Annotated in this window: 21 protein-coding genes; 14 read left to right on the top strand and 7 right to left on the bottom strand. The window is 58.3% G+C overall.

Going from position 1 to position 17,675, the window contains the following annotated elements:
• Genes ACR0IM_RS18440 through trmD form a run of 4 tightly spaced genes read left to right on the top strand, consistent with a single transcriptional unit; the run spans position 1 to position 2,255 of the window.
• A complete protein-coding gene (locus ACR0IM_RS18440; RefSeq protein ID WP_480642845.1) occupies positions 1-150 on the top strand; it encodes a hypothetical protein in 150 nt (49 codons plus the stop codon).
• Complete coding sequence (gene rimM / locus ACR0IM_RS18435) at positions 143-646, top strand: ribosome maturation factor RimM (RefSeq protein WP_480642844.1); 504 nt, start codon at positions 143-145, stop codon at positions 644-646. Before ACR0IM_RS18440 ends, rimM begins: the two co-directional genes overlap by 8 nt.
• Entirely contained in the window at positions 646-1,461 is an 816-nt protein-coding gene (locus ACR0IM_RS18430) for a hypothetical protein (protein WP_480594513.1), read from the top strand. The genes rimM and ACR0IM_RS18430 overlap by 1 nt, the downstream gene beginning before the upstream one ends.
• On the top strand, positions 1,458-2,255 hold the full coding sequence (gene trmD / locus ACR0IM_RS18425; RefSeq protein ID WP_480682798.1) for a tRNA (guanosine(37)-N1)-methyltransferase TrmD: 798 nt from the start codon (positions 1,458-1,460) through the stop codon (positions 2,253-2,255). The genes ACR0IM_RS18430 and trmD overlap by 4 nt, the downstream gene beginning before the upstream one ends.
• Here trmD and ACR0IM_RS18420 read toward each other — a convergent pair.
• Complete coding sequence (locus ACR0IM_RS18420; protein WP_480682797.1) at positions 2,252-3,052, bottom strand: glycoside hydrolase family 25 protein; 801 nt, start codon at positions 3,050-3,052, stop codon at positions 2,252-2,254. The two genes, trmD and ACR0IM_RS18420, sit on opposite strands and share 4 nt — an antisense overlap.
• 380 nt (positions 3,053-3,432) lie before the next feature.
• Here ACR0IM_RS18420 and rplS point away from each other — a divergent pair, with 380 nt between their 5' ends.
• Positions 3,433-3,816, top strand: coding sequence for a 50S ribosomal protein L19 (rplS, locus tag ACR0IM_RS18415; protein ID WP_170328369.1), 384 nt, complete (start codon positions 3,433-3,435; stop codon positions 3,814-3,816).
• Positions 3,817-3,827: 11 nt separating this feature from the next.
• On the top strand, positions 3,828-4,049 hold the full coding sequence (gene rpmE / locus ACR0IM_RS18410; RefSeq protein ID WP_170428949.1) for a 50S ribosomal protein L31: 222 nt from the start codon (positions 3,828-3,830) through the stop codon (positions 4,047-4,049).
• A gap of 91 nt (positions 4,050-4,140) precedes the next feature.
• On the opposite strand, the gene ACR0IM_RS18405 is transcribed toward rpmE, so the two are convergent.
• The gene (locus tag ACR0IM_RS18405; protein ID WP_480682796.1) at positions 4,141-4,701 is read right to left on the bottom strand and encodes a hypothetical protein; all 561 of its coding nucleotides are present in this window, start codon (positions 4,699-4,701) and stop codon (positions 4,141-4,143) included.
• A gap of 301 nt (positions 4,702-5,002) precedes the next feature.
• Between ACR0IM_RS18405 and ACR0IM_RS18400 the strand changes: the two genes are divergently transcribed.
• The gene (locus tag ACR0IM_RS18400) at positions 5,003-5,230 is read left to right on the top strand and encodes a hypothetical protein (RefSeq protein WP_480594509.1); all 228 of its coding nucleotides are present in this window, start codon (positions 5,003-5,005) and stop codon (positions 5,228-5,230) included.
• A gap of 10 nt (positions 5,231-5,240) precedes the next feature.
• On the opposite strand, the gene ACR0IM_RS18395 is transcribed toward ACR0IM_RS18400, so the two are convergent.
• Complete coding sequence (locus ACR0IM_RS18395) at positions 5,241-6,836, bottom strand: MFS transporter (protein WP_480682795.1); 1,596 nt, start codon at positions 6,834-6,836, stop codon at positions 5,241-5,243.
• An 80-nt stretch (positions 6,837-6,916) separates the two neighbouring features.
• Positions 6,917-7,804, bottom strand: a complete 888-nt coding sequence (locus tag ACR0IM_RS18390; RefSeq protein WP_480682794.1) for an AEC family transporter — start codon at positions 7,802-7,804, stop codon at positions 6,917-6,919.
• Positions 7,805-8,011: 207 nt separating this feature from the next.
• Between ACR0IM_RS18390 and ACR0IM_RS18385 the strand changes: the two genes are divergently transcribed.
• Both ACR0IM_RS18385 and ACR0IM_RS18380 read left to right on the top strand, forming a co-directional pair.
• Positions 8,012-8,821 (top strand): division plane positioning ATPase MipZ, encoded by an 810-nt coding sequence (locus tag ACR0IM_RS18385; protein WP_480594506.1) that lies wholly within the window; start codon positions 8,012-8,014, stop codon positions 8,819-8,821.
• 166 nt (positions 8,822-8,987) lie between these two features.
• The gene (locus ACR0IM_RS18380) at positions 8,988-9,806 is read left to right on the top strand and encodes a DUF2189 domain-containing protein (RefSeq protein WP_480682793.1); all 819 of its coding nucleotides are present in this window, start codon (positions 8,988-8,990) and stop codon (positions 9,804-9,806) included.
• Between the two features lie 75 nt (positions 9,807-9,881).
• On the opposite strand, the gene ACR0IM_RS18375 is transcribed toward ACR0IM_RS18380, so the two are convergent.
• The 3 genes from ACR0IM_RS18375 to ACR0IM_RS18365 form a co-directional block, all read right to left on the bottom strand.
• Positions 9,882-10,292 carry a hypothetical protein gene (locus tag ACR0IM_RS18375; RefSeq protein WP_480682792.1) on the bottom strand — a complete coding sequence of 137 codons (411 nt, stop codon included), beginning with the start codon at positions 10,290-10,292 and terminating at the stop codon, positions 9,882-9,884.
• A gap of 57 nt (positions 10,293-10,349) precedes the next feature.
• Complete coding sequence (locus ACR0IM_RS18370; RefSeq protein WP_480682791.1) at positions 10,350-11,588, bottom strand: adenylate/guanylate cyclase domain-containing protein; 1,239 nt, start codon at positions 11,586-11,588, stop codon at positions 10,350-10,352.
• A gap of 61 nt (positions 11,589-11,649) precedes the next feature.
• Positions 11,650-12,102 (bottom strand): MarR family winged helix-turn-helix transcriptional regulator, encoded by a 453-nt coding sequence (locus ACR0IM_RS18365; protein ID WP_480594502.1) that lies wholly within the window; start codon positions 12,100-12,102, stop codon positions 11,650-11,652.
• Positions 12,103-12,159: 57 nt separating this feature from the next.
• Here ACR0IM_RS18365 and hmgA point away from each other — a divergent pair, with 57 nt between their 5' ends.
• The 5 genes from hmgA (at position 12,160) to maiA (ending at position 17,621) form a co-directional block, all read left to right on the top strand.
• Positions 12,160-13,515 (top strand): homogentisate 1,2-dioxygenase, encoded by a 1,356-nt coding sequence (gene hmgA / locus ACR0IM_RS18360; RefSeq protein ID WP_480682790.1) that lies wholly within the window; start codon positions 12,160-12,162, stop codon positions 13,513-13,515.
• A gap of 243 nt (positions 13,516-13,758) precedes the next feature.
• Positions 13,759-15,015 (top strand): fumarylacetoacetase, encoded by a 1,257-nt coding sequence (gene fahA / locus ACR0IM_RS18355; protein ID WP_480682789.1) that lies wholly within the window; start codon positions 13,759-13,761, stop codon positions 15,013-15,015.
• Positions 15,016-15,170: 155 nt separating this feature from the next.
• Positions 15,171-16,781, top strand: coding sequence for an FAD-dependent oxidoreductase (locus tag ACR0IM_RS18350; RefSeq protein ID WP_480682788.1), 1,611 nt, complete (start codon positions 15,171-15,173; stop codon positions 16,779-16,781).
• A 5-nt stretch (positions 16,782-16,786) separates the two neighbouring features.
• On the top strand, positions 16,787-16,984 hold the full coding sequence (locus ACR0IM_RS18345; RefSeq protein ID WP_480682787.1) for a DUF2783 domain-containing protein: 198 nt from the start codon (positions 16,787-16,789) through the stop codon (positions 16,982-16,984).
• A 4-nt stretch (positions 16,985-16,988) separates the two neighbouring features.
• Complete coding sequence (gene maiA, locus ACR0IM_RS18340) at positions 16,989-17,621, top strand: maleylacetoacetate isomerase (RefSeq protein WP_480682786.1); 633 nt, start codon at positions 16,989-16,991, stop codon at positions 17,619-17,621.
• Positions 17,622-17,675: the final 54 nt, after the last annotated feature.

Raw genomic sequence — 17,675 nt, 5'->3', positions numbered from 1 at the left:
ATGTTCGGATTGATACGGCTTCCCATCCTGTTGTTGATCGCATTTATTGTGGGCGTGTTCTTTGAACGCAGTAACCAACGCGAGGCCTGCGCCACGCGGGGGAACTGGCTGGATGGGCTTTGTGTGACAGTGGACAAGCCAAATGAGTGATCTGATCTGCGTGGGCAGCATTGCGGGCTCTTATGGTGTGCGCGGCGAAGTGCGCCTGAAAAGCTATTGCGCAATCCCGGAAGATATCGAGGCTTACTCGCCCCTGACGGATGAAACCGGCGTGAAGCGCTTTCCGCTGGTTCTGACCCGCACGATCAAGAACGGATTTGCAGCAAATCTTGGCGGAGTTGAAACCAAGGAAGAGGCCGACGCCCTGAAAGGCCTGCGTCTGTTTGCCCGGCGTGATCAACTGCCTTCTCTTCCGGATGACGAGTTCTACCACACTGATCTGATCGGCCTTGAGGTTTACGATACTGGCGGCACGCTGCTGGGTCGGGTCAAATCGGTGCAGAACCACGGTGCGGCCGACCTGTTGGAACTGCACGGGCCAGGCCTGAAGGCCACCGTTCTGCTGCCTTTCACCCTGGAGGCGGTTCCAACCGTCGATCTGGACAAGGGGCGCATCATCGCCGATCCGCCCGAAGGGCTGATCTAATGCGCCGCGTCCTGCTGCATCTGGGTCTGCACAAAACCGGAACCACGGCAGCACAGTCTTTTCTCTATGGCAATCGCGAATTGATCTGGCCGCATTTTGCACTGGTGCTACCCTATCGCACCCGCAAGTCCGGTCTGTCGCGGGCGGCAACCAATCACTCGATTTACGGCACCGTCGGCACCTTGTCCGAGTACGGAATCCTATTGCGAGAGTTTCTGGAGACGTTGGATTTCGGCGACAAACGCGGGCTGATCCTCAGCGAGGAGAACTTCGCCGGTCGACGCCCCAGCCGCAATACCGAAAACGGTTACGCAGCCGCACCAGAGCTTGCAGCTTGTCTGGTGGATGAAATCCGCCATCGCTTTTCCGGGCAAGAGCTCGAGATCACGATCTATCTGTCCTTACGCCAACGAGGCGGCTGGTTGCGCAGCCTTTGGGCACATGATCTGGAACGCATTCGCCAGGTCCACGACTTTGAAACTTTTCGATCGAATCTGGATCATCTGCCGCCCTTGCAGGACACGGTAGATCAGATCCGGGACCGGCTACCGTCGGTTACTGTTGTTGACGAATGGCTTGAAGAACTGCAGCTGCGGCGTTATGGCCCCGGCACTCCGTTTGCCGAGTATCTGAACCTGCCCAGCGACAAGGCCAAGCTGCTGGTGCCGCCCACAAAGGTCAACAGTCGCCTGCCGGAAGATGCTCTGGCAGAACTGCTGGATCTGAACCGCTCGCGTCTGGACGAGGCTGCTCTGATCGAACAGAAGAAAGCGACAATTGAACGCGCCAAAGGCGCGCTGATCGACACGACATGACAGACAAGCCCAGTAAATCCCACGGCCGCAAAGCGATCCGCCCGACACTGAAACCGCGCGAGCTGCTGACCCCTACGCCGGACCTGCATGGCGTGTGGAAGGCCAAAGTCATCACGTTGTTCCCCTCGGCCTTTCCCGGGGTGCTGGGGGAAAGCCTCACTGGCAAGGCCCTGCAGGAAGGTCTTTGGCAATTGGAAACCGTCGACCTCCGCCAATTCGGTGTCGGCAAGCACCGCAATGTGGATGACACGCCCGCAGGCGGTGGCGCGGGCATGGTGCTGCGTGCCGATGTGCTGGGGGAAGCGATCGAACACACGATGGCGGATATTCGCGGCAACTGGCCGTTGGTCTATCTGAGCCCCCGCGGTCGCCGGATGGACCAGCGCATGATGCAGAACCTGGCGCGCTGTGACGGCATGACATTGTTGTGCGGTCGTTTCGAAGGTGTCGACGAACGCGTGCTGGAACATTACGGCGTGCAAGAAGTCTCCTTGGGTGATTTCGTCATGACCGGCGGCGAGATCGCGGCGCAGGCGCTGATCGACGCGACGGTGCGTCTGATCCCCGGCGTGCTGGGCAATCAGGCCTCAGCCGAGGAAGAGAGCTTTTCCTCGGGCCTCCTGGAACATCCGCAATACACCCGCCCCGCCGAGTGGAAGGGTCGGCCGATCCCCGATATCCTGATGTCCGGCCACCATGGGCGCATTGCCGAGTGGCGGCACGAGATGTCCGAAAAGATCACCCAGGAACGACGCCCTGATCTGTGGGAAGCTTATCGAAAGTCCCGCGACTAACCACCCGCCTTCCAACGCGCCCATGTCTCGGGGTGGCCGTTGAACGTGTTGATATCCACCTTGCCCTGAACACCTGGCACCAAACCTGTTCCGGTATACTGCCAGAACCGCCAAGAGGCTCTGGGGTAGACTTTGTGTGGATGCCCGGCAACGGACCGCAGCCAGAATTCGGTTCCTGGCAAGCGGCCAATATCGGTGTCGTCGTAAAAATCCACCGTTGTGTAGACGATAGGCCGCCGCCCGTAGTGGCGTTCGAGAATATCGAGGAAACGTTCGGCTTCGGCGCGAACCGTGGCGCCTTCGGGGCGCAGCCTGCAGGTTCTGGAATGTGGAGTCCACTCCATGTCCAGCACATGCGGCAGGTCAGCGCCCCTGGGCACGTTCCGGATGAACCACCGAGCCTGCTCGTGCGCCGGACGGCAGAAATAGTAGTAGTGGTAGGCGCCCCACGGCACCCCCGCCGACTGTGCGCCCCGCCGGTGGTCGTCAAACATGGGGTCGGCCACGTCGCCGCCCTCAGTCGCTTTGATGAACACGAAACTGACGCCCGATGCCCTGGCCCGGTGCCAGTCGATCGCACCCTGCCAGCGCGACACATCCAGCCCATGCACCGGGTAATGGCCGGGATGTCGCCCATCCCAATCGTGCGGGTCGGCATCGCCGAAGGCCGGGTATATGACCGAAGGCGATGTGGTATCCAGAAAAGCCTTGGCCTCGACCTGTTGGGGCGGAGGAGTGCTGCGACCGCAGGACAGAGTCGCCATGGCCATGACGGCCAGCATCAACGCTATGCGCATGATGTGTTCCTGTTTTTAAAAACTGCTCATATAATTCCCTCCAGAATGCCTGATTGGTCTCACAAGGCAACGGTGTATTTTTCGGATGGCGAAAACCCACCGTCTAGCTTTGAAAATATGGCGATTTTGGCTTGATCCCTGTTTGCAAACCTCGTAAAGCAGCGCAATCCGGTGCCGCAACTGCGCGACTCCGGTGTTTTGGTTTGCACCATGGCGCAACGCTTAGCTTTCTTCAGCCAAGGCGTGTCAGGGCGGACCAGACCAAAGGAACATTCGATCTGACCTCTGGCGGGCTGTGCGCAGGACCCGATGAAGACCAAGAGCTCTCAGGCCGTGCCCAAACTTCGTGGACCAACCACGAGCAGATAGGAGAACCTGCGATGGACCTGATCGCACAGCTTGAGGCGGAACAGATTGCCGCCCTGGGGAAAGACATCCCCGATTTCAAAGCCGGAGACACCATCCGTGTCGGCTTTAAAGTGACCGAAGGGTCGCGTACCCGTGTGCAGAACTATGAAGGTGTCTGCATCGCGCGCAAAGGTGGCAGCGGCATCGCCGGTTCGTTCACCGTTCGCAAGATTTCGTTTGGCGAAGGCGTGGAGCGTGTGTTCCCGCTGCATTCGACCAACATTGACAGCATCACCGTTGTCCGCCGTGGCCGCGTCCGTCGCGCCAAACTGTACTATCTGCGCTCGCGCCGTGGTAAGTCCGCGCGTATCGCAGAAGTCACTAACTACAAGCCCAAGGCTGGCGCCGAGGCGTAAGGAGCGGAAAGATGAAAAAAGACATCCATCCCGATTATCACGTCATCAACGTCAAAATGACCGATGGCACCGTGGTACAGATGAAATCCACCTGGGGCGCCGAAGGCGACCAACTGGCTCTGGAAATCGACCCCTCCTCGCACCCCGCGTGGACTGGTGGCTCGTCGCGCCTGATGGACGCCGGTGGCCGCGTGTCGAAGTTCAAGAAGAAATACGAAGGTCTGGGCTTCTAAGCCTGACTCGTTTGAAATGCGAAAGGCCGTCCTTTGGGGCGGCCTTTTTTGCTAGCTGATATTGCTTAATCCCGAAGTGGCTAGAAGATTCTCAGGGCAACACAACCTGCTTCAATTTAATTCGAGTACGCTTTCCGTTCTGCTGAATTTGGCGCGAAGTCTCTCGCCCATCGTCATCAAACTTAATCCGGGTATTAGAAAACCTGTCGTATTTTGATCCGTTCAAGAAATCTGTTTTCTGAGTAAACCCACCTTTCGTTGCCTTACCAATTGCGCGGTACGTCCCCGGAATCCCATTCCGATCAAATACTACGTATTTACACTCGCCGACGACCAACCAGCAGTTATGTGGCTCGTATTGTATCGTCGCCCCATCGGACCTTTCCATCCGAACGGTTTGCCCTTTGGAGTTGCGGAAAATCGTACGGTCGTACGCCTTGCTGCTCCCACTCCCAGAATGGATCTCAAATACATACAGACCGCTGCGCTTTCCGATAAAGCGAGATTCTAAGTTGCCTCCGGGAGATCGCTCGAACACACGGACTGTTCCAATTTTGAGGCCATCATAGCTGTGGTTCGAGTGATGCTGTGCCACGGCGGGCATCACGCCCATACTCAAAAAGGAAAATAGCAAAAACAAAGCGTGTCGCATTTTAACTCTCAAAACAATCCTATCTCGCGATGCTAAATTGCATGTCATTCACGTCAACCCTTGGCTGCAAGTCTCTCGCGATTGAAAGGAATAATCTCCCCTAGCCGTCTCTTCTTTCAAAATGATTAGTCTTTTGAGACTGCGGACAATTTCGAACAAATACAAATCTGTCATCCATCCACTTCTGTCGCACATGGACAAGCCTCGTTGGCACCGCCCCAAAACCGGTGCCATTTTGCCCAGGTTCAATAAATGCTACAATTGGCACAACGGATATACAGACACCACGGAGACCCAGAATATGCCCCAGTACAATGATATGATCGAGCTGTCGGTCGAGGATATGGACCTGATCGAAACGGCGTTGCGCGGCTCGGTCGCCTCGTTGTCGCAAGCTGCGTTGGATGGGGCAGAAAACGGCCAGACGGATCGCGAAGACACCCTGCGGCGCATTCACGATCTTCTGGGCAAGCTGCACGACCAGAAGGTGTTTTACCGCCCAAAAGGCGGGGTATATTTGGGGGGGTAGGCAGACACGCCTAGCGCGGTTTGCGCGTCAATTCTGCCGCGCTGTGCACCGGCGGCACTGGCCCACGCAGCAGCATGAGCGCCAAGGCCATTCCGACAAGCGCTGCAATCGCGGCAACCAGCATTGCGCTGTTGAATGCGTTGTCCTGCAAGTCCCTCAGAGCCTTGGCTAGGGCCGTTCCGGTCGTTGGATCCATCCCCGCAATCTGCTGCTGAATCTGGCTGGGCGTGCCGTGGGTCAGCGCGCGGGCCAGATCCTCGCGCTGGGTTGATCCGGCGGGCAGCGCGTCGATCACCTCTGACAGGCCACGGCGTTTGGTTACCGATTCTGCAAGGCCTCCGACCACCGCGCCCAGGGTGGCTCCAAAATAGAGACAAGCATTAATCACTCCCGATCCCTGCCCCACATGCTCTTCCGGCAGCAGGCGCAGACCGAGGCGGGGCAGCAGCGAAAAGCAGATACCCATGCCGATACCTACAATCAAAAGTTTCCACCAGATCTCGGCATATTGCGTGGCGTTCGTGGTCGTCATCAGCAGCAGGAACCCAATCCCCATTGCCCCAAGGCCAATCGCAACCGGCCATTGAAAGCTGTAGGGCGCCAGAAATCGCGGCGCGGTGACCGAGATGACAAACATGCTGAGGCTTAGCGGCATGATCGCCAGCCCGGCGCCGATTGACGAATACCCGAAGGCATCCGGTGACTGCACGAAAGTGTTGAAATAGACAAAGAAGCAGAACAGCGTGAAGCCGGTAAAGAACATCCCCGCCGCAGCCATGAAGTAACGCGGATGGCGGAAGTATCGCAGTTCGATCAGCGGGTCTTCGGCGCGGCGTGAGACGATCACCAGCACAACGGTCGCCACCGCCGCAATGGCCAACGGAACCAGTGTGAGCGGCGTCGCCCATCCGCCGCTTTCCCCGTTGCTGAGCGCAAAAGACAGCGGCCCGAGGAACAAGAGGATGGCAACTGCACCCGGATAGTCGAATTTTGCCCCTGCAAGGCGCGTGTCGGGTACGTATTTTCTTTTACTGACGTGCAGCCCAATAGCAAAGGCCACGGCCAGCAGCAGCAGATCGGTCGCAAAAACCGCCCGCCAACTTACAAAGTGGCCAAAGGCCCCACCGACGATTGGACCGACGCCGATCGCCAAACCAACGATTGCACCCCAAGCCCCGGTGACGCTGGCGCGCTGCTCTTCCGGTGTGGCGGCGGTCAGCAGTGACAACGATGTCCCGAACAGCGCCGCCGCCCCCGCGCCCTGCGCACCGCGCCCAAACAGCAGCATCGCCCCATCCTGCGCAAACAGAACCGAGGCGGAACCGATGGCAAAAACGATCATGCCAAAGAAAAAAACGCCCATCTTGCCGGTGATGTCACCCAACCGGCTGACGATGGTGACAAGCGTGGCACTGGCCACCGTATAGATCGCCATTACCCATTGCAGTCCAGACGGGGTCAGATCGAACTCGGCCTTGAGGTTGGGCAGTATGGTGGCGACAGCGGTGGTGTTAAACCCCACGACCATCATACAGATTGCCGTCATCGCCAACACCACACGGGCGCGGGCCTGTGGGGTCACGTCTTCAGGGGACTTGTCACGCATCAAATTGCCCTCAAACTATGGTTGTTTAACGCAATTATTCAGCAGTTTAGCGATTTTTACCTCTGCGCATAGGGTGCACGTCAGATCCAAAATGACAACGCAACCGGCAGCACGACAATCGTGCTCAGAGTCGACACCAGAATAAAACCGGCCACATCCGGCCCGTATTCAGGCACGTGCTGGTCGATGAACAGATAGGTCGCCACCGAAGACGGCATCAGGCAACACAGGATCACTGCGCCGCGTTCGGCCCCGGTGAAGCCGAACGCCCAGACCAGACCGCTGGCGATCACAACCGCCATCGCAAGATGCATTACAGTCAGTATCAAAGCCCGGCCAATGCTTTTGATCTGCAAAGTCGCCAGTGTGTGGCCCAGTGTCAGCAGCATCAACGGGATCGACAGCCCTCCGAGGATATCAAAGGACTTGGCCACCGGCTGAGGCAGGGTGTACCCTGTCACCATCAGGATCAGAGAGACCACCACCGCATAGATGATCGGCGACGTAGCGATTTTCTTTGGCGAAAACTCTCCGGCCGGTATCCACATGCCGATAGTGAAGATGCTGATCAGCACGACAACCACGAAGCCCATCGTATAGGCCATCCCCGCATCACCCAATGCCAACAGGGTAATCGGCAAGCCGATATTGCCGACGTTGCCATGCATCAGTGGTGTCAGAAACGCCCGTACCGGCAGATGCATCGCCTTCAAAGCGGCAAATCCCAACACTCCAAACCCGGCAATCGCCAGCGCGGCAGCAGCCATCACATCCAGAAACGTATCCACGGCTATATTGGTGGTGGACAGGTGCGAGATGATCAGCGTCGGATACCCCACGCGCGAGACAAGCCCGCCAATCACTTTGTTGTCGAAGGGCGCCTTGATCAGGGCCAGACTATAGCCGATCCCGGCACAAATCAGCACGGGCAGGACCACATTCAGAACGTTCAGAAACAGATGGTCCAAGCTCGGTCCCTATCCTAATTCACCGCTCTAAACTGTGAATCAGGGCAGCTTGTTTGACAAGCGCGCAGTCTAACCCGCGCCCACGCCTTGGTTTTCCAAATTAGAGCCTGTTATCACCGATTGGGGTTCTTCCCTTCCCGCTTTCCACAACATATAGTAGCGCACAACAACGTGTGGGCAAGCACGGCGGGACGTGGGAATACAAGCATGGCACATATTATCGTAGTGGGGAACGAGAAGGGCGGCGCAGGCAAATCGACCGTGTCGATGCATGTGGCAACCGCATTGGCGCGTCTGGGTCACAAGGTCAGCACACTGGACCTGGACCTGCGGCAACGCAGCCTTGGGCGCTATTTCGAGAACCGCGGCAATTTCATGAACGGCTCGGAAACACAGCTGCCCAGCCCGCGCCACCATGACCTGCCCGAGATCGATGCCAGCAAGCTGAAACCCGGCGAGAATATCTATGACCACCGCCTGTCCGCCGCAGTGGCCCAGTTGGAAAGCGACAGCGATTTCATCCTGATCGACTGCCCCGGCTCGCATACCCGCCTCAGCCAGGTGGCGCATTCGCTGGCCGACACACTGATCACGCCTTTGAACGACAGTTTCATTGATTTCGACCTGCTGGCGCGTATCGATTCTAAGGGTGAGAAAATCCTCGGGCCGTCGGTCTATTCCGAGATGGTCTGGAACGCCCGGCAGTTGCGAGCACAGGCCGGGCTTAAACCCATCGACTGGGTCGTCGTGCGCAACCGTGTCGGCACGCAGCGCATGGTCAACAAGGAAAAGATGCAGCGCGCGATTGAAATGCTGTCTCAGCGCATCGGCTTCCGCGTCGCGTCGGGCTTTTCCGAGCGGGTGATCTTCCGCGAACTGTTCCCCCGCGGCCTGACCCTGCTGGATCTCAAGGATATCGGGGTCAAACAGCTGAACATCTCGAACATCGCCGCGCGGCAAGAGCTGCGTGACATGATGAAAGAACTAAACCTTCCAGGCGTAGAGATTGATTTCTAGAAAGCCCCGGTAAGTCTGCCACACGCAATTCAGCTACCATTCTCCCCCACCTTGCCCTTGCGCCTCACGTGATGCAGACTTGTTCGCGGAGGAAATGCGCCTGTTTCACAGCTGGGTCCGTCGGCAAACTGACCGGCGAAGCCCTGTGCTTTAGGAGGAGTGTGTCATGGCATCCAAAACCGAAGATTCCACACCACCGGACAATCTGACGCCGCAACAGCATTCCGTGCCCGAAGTCAACACGGTGACTTCGAGTGACATCACCGCGTCGCTGAAGGCCGGGTTTTCAGATTTTCTCGCGCGTCCCTTCATGAGCGGCTTTTTCGGCCTGTTCTATGCGGTGTTCGGCATCCTGTTTGTTTGGAGTCTGGTCTGGCTTGGCAAAATCTGGATGATCATTCCCGCGATTGTGGGTTTTCCGCTGGTCGCGCCTTTCGCCGCTGCCGGGCTTTATGAGATGTCCCGACGTTTGCAGAAGGGAGAGAATTTCGGCTGGTCTGAAATCCTTGGTGTCATGGCCAATCAGCGCAAACGCGAAATGGGATGGATGGCCTTTGTCACCCTGTTCATTTTCTGGGTTTGGATTTACCAGATTCGGCTTTGGCTGGCGATCACCCTGCAGAACGCATCCTTCTCGGACTTTAACGGTTTTCTGAACACCGTTATCTTTACGCCGCAGGGCTGGACTTTCCTTGCTATTGGCACCTGCGTCGGCGCATTTCTGTCTGCAGTCCTGTTCACGGTGACCGTCATTGCCATGCCCATGTTGCTCGACCGGGAAACCAATTTCGTTTCCGCCATGTTGACGTCCATCCGGGCCGTCTCGGAAAACCCGGTGGTCATGCTGACCTGGGCGGCGGTAATCTCGGTCACCATGCTGCTGTCGATGGTTCCGGCGTTTCTGGGCCTGATCTTCACCCTGCCGATCCTTGGCCATGCCACGTGGCATCTGTATCAGCGGGTCGTACCTCCAGCCGAAGGGTGATTTTTCGCGCAGCTTCGCCGCCCAACCCGCCCGCTGGACCCAATAGTTGCAGTGCCGCACGGCATGACATGGCGATCACTGAAGGTGCTCAACGACCCGGTAAAACTCTGCCCATGCTACTATGTGTTCAGGGGCAATTGTGTCTTCACCGCCATTGGCCAGTTGCTCAGGCGTTACCCATACAAGGCTTAGAGTCCGCGCGGCAGGGCATAGTTGCTCTGTCTGTTTGCTGGTTAATTCGGCACCAAGCACTTCAACCAAGTCCGCTTCGCGCTCTACCGCCTGCAGCATGCTATCAACGATACCCTGCAAATCGGCGCGTTCTGCATCTTCAGGAAACGCCGCTATAAGCGCCTCAATAGCGGCCAAATCCTCACTTTGCGGACCTCCGCAAGCCCACTTGATCGCAATCGGATACAAAACATGATCGAAGCCAAAGAAGATATTGATCGCAGGATTGGTCTGCGCGGATACGGCAGATGCCATTACACTTAACGAGAGAACAAATGGCCTTATTGCTCTTAATATCGCACAAACACCCAACTACGACGCCGCCTCATTATACACCGTGAACAACTCCTTCGGTTCGGAGACCCCGCGCAGCATGTATCGCCCGACAGACACAAGGTCCTGACCACAAGGCTGGGCCGCGCGTGCCACGTCATCCGAGATCAGAATACGCTGCCCAAGCGACCGGTGCATTCCGGCGATCCGGGCGGTCTGGTTTACGGCCGGGCCAATCACAGTGAAGTCCAACCGGGTCTCGGACCCGATATTGCCATACAGAATCTCACCCGCGTGCAGGGCAAGGGTAAAACTGGCCACCGGCAGGCCGTCGGCCGTGCGACGGGTGTTCAAGACTTCCATCCGTTGCTGCAGCATCGGTACGGCCTTCAGCGCCGCACGCGCGTCTTCATCGATTTCACCGACGTCGAACATCGCCATCAGGCCGTCGCCCATGAATTTCAGGATATTGCCGCGGTTATCGTGCACTACACCTACGGCCACGGCCAGGTAATCGTTCAGCATGTCGATGATCTCGTTGCCCGGCAGTTCCTCGGAGAGGCTGGTGAAGCCTTCAAGGTCAAAGTTCCAGATCACTGCATCGATCTGCTGCAACGAGCCACGCCGGATTTCGCCCGACAACACGCGGCGCCCCGCATCGCGTCCCAGATAGACCCGCATCAGGTCCTTTGAAATCCGGGCGCTCGACGCGGATTTCAGCGCCAGCCCCAGATGCGGCAACGCCGTGTTGATCAGATCCAGGTCACAGTCCTGGAATCCTTCCGGAGCGTTCGAGGTCCAGGACATCAGAACTCCGTCCACGGCTTCTTTGGTGTCTCCTGTCACGCTCTGGGTCGGCACGTCAAAGCTGACTCCGGTGGCATAATAATCGGTGGCTCCGATCTGGCGCAGATCATTCAGCAGGGGAAACCGGCTTTCCTCATTCTGATCGACCAGACGCTCGCGGATTTCATCCACCTCATTGCTCAGAATGGCGTAGAGAGGACTTTGCCTCCACTGTTCGCTGGGCTCTTCGGTGTATTCAAAGGTCTCGGACTCGCCGCCTTGCCCCTCATACCAGCTGAACCCGGTGCCGCCATAGACAGGGTGCAGCGCCGACTGCGCCGCATGAAAGCGCATCAGGGGTACGCCCAGTTCCAACAACTTGTTGCAGTAGCCGTCCAACAGCTCTTCTTTCGCGGCCCCTTCGAGACCGCGGGTCACAATCCATTGAATAAGGTCAGTTGATTTCGCCGCATCGGCGTTCAGGGTCGTCATATTTTTTTCCAGTGTCCGCTCTGGATGTCATCTGGGGGCCTGAGGTTGGAATTACCAGAGTTCAACCCATATGCGCCAACTGGCGTAGCATTTTGCGTAACAGGGCCACCTCGTCCGCATTGAACTCTGCAGCCAGCTTTGCGTCATACTGCCCGGCGATACCACAAAGCTCGCGATAGACAGATTGGCCCAAAGCCGTAAGCGTCAGGTGTTCCACCCTGCGATCCGTTTCGCTGCGGCAGCGCACCAGATACCGGCTTTCCTCAAGCCTGTGCACGGCCCGGCTGATCTTGGTTTTGTGAAGCCGGGCGCGTTCGCCGATCTCTTTCGCGGTCATTTCTCCGTAATTGCCCAGATGGAACAAGACCCGCCATTCATTGCGCAGCATCCCGAATCGGTCCTTGTAGACCCTCTGAAATTCCAGCGAACTTTCTTCGGCTGCCCGGTTTAGCAGGTAGGGCAGGAAATCCTGCAAATAAAAGTCATCATTTTTAGGGGAATCGTTCTGAGTCATGCTTGTTAGTTACAAAATCAACTACTATCCCTCAAGCAATAAGCGGAGGAACTCAGGATGAACCATCCGACTGATCCACATGAAATGACACAGGCCAGTACGCCGGTCGGCACCCATTCCGGTTATATGCCCGGCTTTGGCAATGACTTTGAAACCGAGGCTCTGCCCGGAGCCTTGCCGCAGGGGATGAACAGCCCACAGCGCTGCAACTATGGTCTCTATGGTGAGCAGCTCAGCGGTACGGCTTTCACCGCCAACCCGCCTGAACGGACGTGGTGTTATCGCATCCGACCGTCGGTCAAGCACTCGCATCGCTACGAAAAACTCGATCTGCCCTATTGGAACTCCGCGCCTTTTGTCGATCCGGACGTGATCAGCCTGGGCCAGTATCGTTGGGATGCGGTGCCCCATTCAGGTCAGGGGCTGACCTGGCTGACCGGCATGCGCACGATGACCACGGCCGGGGATGTGCACACCCAGGTGGGCATGGCCAGCCACATCTATCTGGTCACCGAATCCATGGTGAACGCCTATTTCTACTCGGCCGATTCCGAATTGCTGGTGGTACCGCAGGAAGGTCGCCTGCGCTTTGCAACCGAGCTGGGGATTATCGACCTTGAACCTAAGGAAATCGCAATTATCCCGCGTGGGTTGGTTTACAGGGTTGAGGTGCTGGAGGGCCCCGCGCGCGGCTTTGTCTGCGAAAACTACGGTCAGAAATTCGAGCTGCCGGGCCGCGGCCCGATCGGCGCCAATTGCATGGCCAACCCGCGCGATTTCAAGGCGCCGGTGGCCGCGTTTGAGGATCGCGAGGTGCCCTCGACCGTCACTGTCAAATGGTGCGGGCAGTTTCACACCACCAAGATCAATCAAAGCCCGCTGGATGTGGTGGCGTGGCACGGTAATTACGCGCCCTACAAATACGACCTACGCACCTATTGCCCGGTCGGTGCGATCCTGTTCGACCATCCCGATCCGTCGATCTTTACCGTGTTGACCGCGCCTTCGGGGCAGCCGGGCACCGCGAATATCGACTTTGTCTTATTCCGCGAACGCTGGATGGTGGCCGAAGATACGTTCCGCCCGCCGTGGTACCACAAGAACATCATGTCCGAGCTGATGGGCAACATCTACGGCCAGTATGACGCGAAACCGCAGGGCTTTGTCCCCGGCGGCATGAGCCTGCACAACATGATGCTGCCGCACGGTCCGGACCGCGAGGCGTTCGAAAAGGCGTCGAACGCGAACCTCGGGCCCGACAAGCTGGACAACACCATGTCCTTCATGTTCGAAACTCGGTTCCCGCAGCATCTGACACCTTTTGCCGCCAACGAGGCCCCCTTGCAGGACGATTACATTGACTGCTGGACCTCACTTGAGAAAAAGTTCGACGGAACCCCGGGCAAAAAGTGATGGATTCTGGCTACCTAGTCATTGCCGTGTTCTTAGGCATCATCGGCATGTCTATATGGGCGCGGCGCAGACGCTGGAATGGCAAGCGCGACCATTACAAGCACAATCCAATGCCCGGCCATCGCCAGGAGGGTTCTTCCGGTGGGGTCGATCCCGGCGACTGAAAGACGGAAACAGGACCATGCGACACACCCTTTCGCGGTGCCACTTTCGCAACGACGACAAAGGCGACAAGGAACACAAATGACACTTTCGAAATCCTGGGTGGCCTCGGCCAATTCCGCCGAACACCCGTTTCCGCTGAACAACCTGCCTTATGGTGTCTTTTCGGTCGGCGGGGCTGCCCCACATTGCGGCGTGGCGATTGGAGACATGATTCTGGACGTCACCGCGGCTGAGGCCGAAGGGGTGATCAATCTGGACGACGAGCCGCTGTTCGACCTGCCCTTCTGGAACCCGTTGATGGAGCAAGGTCCCGCCGTCTGGGCCGCATTGCGCGCGCGACTGACCTATCTGCTGGCCGAAGGGTCGGAGGAACAGGACAAGATGGAACCTTTGCTGGTTGCGCAGGACGACGCCGAACTGCACATGCCTTTCGCCGTCAGCGAATACACCGACTTCTACGCCGGTCGCCATCACGCGCAAAACGTCGGCACCATGTTTCGCGGGCCCGAGAACGCACTGCCGCCAAACTGGCTGCATATTCCCATCGGGTATAACGGCCGGGCATCCTCGGTTGTCGTCTCGGGCACCGATATCCGCCGCCCCTGGGGTCAGTTGAAGTCACCGGACCAAGAGAAACCCGTTTTGCTGCCCAGCCGCCGCTTTGACATCGAGCTTGAGATGGGCGCCATCGTCGGCATCCCCTCAGAGGGGCCGATCACAGTGCAGGAAGCGGATGACCACATCTTCGGATACGTGCTGCTGAACGATTGGTCCGCGCGCGACATTCAGGCGTGGGAATACCAGCCTCTCGGCCCGTTTCAGGCCAAGGCTACCGCGACATCCATCAGCCCGTGGATCGTGACCAAGGCCGCTTTGGAGCCGTTCCGTTGTGACACTCCCGCGCGCGAACACGAATTGTTGGACCACCTGAAGGACTGCGGTCCGATGCTGTATGATATCGACCTTTCCGTGACAATGGCGCCCGCGGGCAAACCGGCCACCACGATTTCCCGGACGAATTACAAGGAGATGTACTATTCCGCCGCGCAGCAGCTGGCGCATCATACCACCTCGGGCTGCCCGATGAATACCGGCGATCTTCTGGGTTCCGGCACAATCTCAGGGCCGACGAAATCCGAACGCGGCTCGCTGCTGGAACTCAGCTGGGGCGGGAAGGAACCGCTGACGCTGGACAGCGGCGAGACGCGCAGTTTCATCCAAGATGGCGACACCCTGTCCCTGACGGGCGCAGCCAAAGGAAAGGGCTACACAATCGGATTCGGCGACTGCACCGGCACGGTATTGCCCGCTCGATCATCCCCGTACGCACGGTAAGAACTATACCCCGACTGACGACATTCCGTCGCATTTGATCCAGATCGTTTTACGGCGGAATTTATGATGAAACCATTGGCTCAAGCCTTCGGCACCTCAGCGCCGGGGAATGAAATCTTGCGCGTAACCCGCGCCAGACCATCGGGGGAGAGCCCATGAACAAGATTTTCGAAGTCCCGCTTTATGCCTATGAACGCAGCCCGGATCAGGATGCACCCACACCTACCCGGCACAAGGTAATCGTGATCGGCGCGGGACCGATCGGGCTGGCCACAGCCATTGATCTGGCCCAGCAAGGGGTTGAGGTCGTGGTGCTGGACGACAATGATAAGGTCAGTTTCGGCAGCCGCGCCATCTGCTTTTCGCAGCGCACGATTGATATTGCCGACCGTCTGGGCGCGGGGCGTCCGATGATGGAAAAAGGGGTGCTGTGGAACGCGGGAAAGGTCTATTTCGATGAACGTCAGGTTTACGAGTTCAACCTGCAGCCCGACACAGGATACGCGAACCCGGCCTTCATCAACCTGCAGCAGTACTATTTCGAAAACGCCCTTGTTGACCGGGTGCGCGAATTGCAGGCCGAAGGTGCCCCCATCGAAATCCGCGGCCGCAACAAGGTCGAGGCCATCGGAACTCATGAAACCCACGTCACGCTAGAGGTCGAAACTCCTGAAGGTCCCTACAACATCGAGGCCGAGTGGCTGATCGCCTGTGACGGGGCGCATTCACCAACGCGGCGGATGCTGGGGCTGGATTTCGAAGGTCGTGTTTTCGAAGACAACTTCCTGATCGCCGATGTGGTGATGGAAGCAAATTTCCCGACCGAGCGCTGGTTCTGGTTCGATCCCCCCTTCAATCGCGGACAATCTGCGCTGCTGCACAAGCAGCCCGACAATGTCTGGCGCATCGACCTGCAACTGGGCTGGGATATCGACAAGGAGCGTGAACAAAAGCCCGAGAACGTCATTCCCCGGCTCAAGGCGATGCTGGGCGAGGATATTAAGTTCGATCTGGAATGGGTATCGATCTATACCTTCCAATGCCGTCGCATGGACCGGTTCCGTCATGGCCGCGTGTTGTTCGCCGGAGACAGTGCGCATCAGGTCAGCCCGTTTGGGGCCCGCGGCGCAAACTCCGGAATGCAGGATGCGGACAACCTGTGCTGGAAACTGAAGCTGGTCATCGACGGCAAAGCGCCCGAGATTCTGCTGGACAGCTACAACCGCGAGCGGGTTCAGGCCGCCGATGAGAATATCCGCATGTCCACGCGCTCGACCGATTTCATCACGCCGAAATCCGACATGTCTCGACAGTTTCGGGATGCGGTTCTGGACCTCAGCGAACACTTTGAGTTTGCCCGGCCGCTGGTGAATTCCGGCCGGTTGAGCACACCCTGCCCCTATGAGGGGTCCTCGCTCAGCTCGGCAGATGCCCTGAACGGGCCGGACATCACCCGCCCGGGCGCAGCCTGCCCTGATGCGCCGTTGGGCGATGACTTCCTGTTGCCGAAACTGGCGGGCAAGTTCACTCTGCTGACCATCGACGCCGACGCCCCTGACCGCATCGAGGAAGACGGTATCGAAGCCACCCGGCTGGCTTTGTCCGTCAAGGATGACCTGACGCTGGAACTCAAGCGCCGGTATCTGGGCGACGCGGACAGCGCGGTCTACCTGATCCGTCCGGATCAGCACGTGGCCGCACGGCGCGACACGTTCGAAGAAAACGCATTCCGGCAGGCGATCCGCCGGGCCACCGGTAAGGAGTAAGCAAGATGGCCGATCTGATCCTCACCCCGAACCTCGACAATGGCGACGATTTCTATGCCGAGTTGCTGACCGCCCATGACGGGCTGGATAAATCGGAAAGCGAAGCACTGAACGCACGGCTCATTCTTGTGCTGGCCAACCATATCGGAAACGCGGATGTGCTGGCGCATGCCCTGAAAGCTGCCGCATTGAAAAACGACTGACAGCATGGCCGAGGTGATCCTGTTTGACTATGGGCAGTCATCGGCCAGCTACCGGGTGCGCATCGCGCTGAACCTGGCCGGGATCGCCTATCGTGCTGTCTCGGTCGATCTCAGGGACGGGGCACAGAAATCGCAGACCCACCTGGCGCGCAATCCGCAGGGACTGGTTCCGGTGCTTGAGATTGACGGGCTTCGGCTGACGCAATCTCTGGCGATCATCGACTATCTGGATCAGACTCGGGGTCTTGGGTTGCTACCGGCTGAACCCGCGCACCGTGCCAAAGTAGCGGCTTTGGCGCAGTCCATTGCCGTGGATATCCATCCGGTCTGCAATCTGTCGGTTGCTCAGTACGCCACCACGCTCAGCGGCGGGGCCGAAGGGATGCTGGGCGATTGGATGCGCCACTTTATCCGCCCGGGCCTGTTGGCTTTCGAGGCACTTTTGGCCGAATTTGAACAGGCCCCCTACTGCGCAGGGTCTCAGCCCGGTATGGCCGATTTGTGCCTGATCCCGCAGTTGTACAACGCGCGCCGCTGGAGGGTGGACCTGTCCGACCTACCGCGCGCTCTGGCGGTCAAGGCCGCCTGTGCCAACCACCCCGCCTTCACGGCCGCTTCCCCTGAAGCTGTCGCCTGACCTGACGCACAGGTTCTGTGTGCTGACATCGGTGGGAAGGACAACCTGCATCGT

This window comes from Ruegeria sp. BF6, from assembly GCF_056538665.1.
This window is presented reverse-complemented; position numbering and strand designations above follow the sequence as displayed.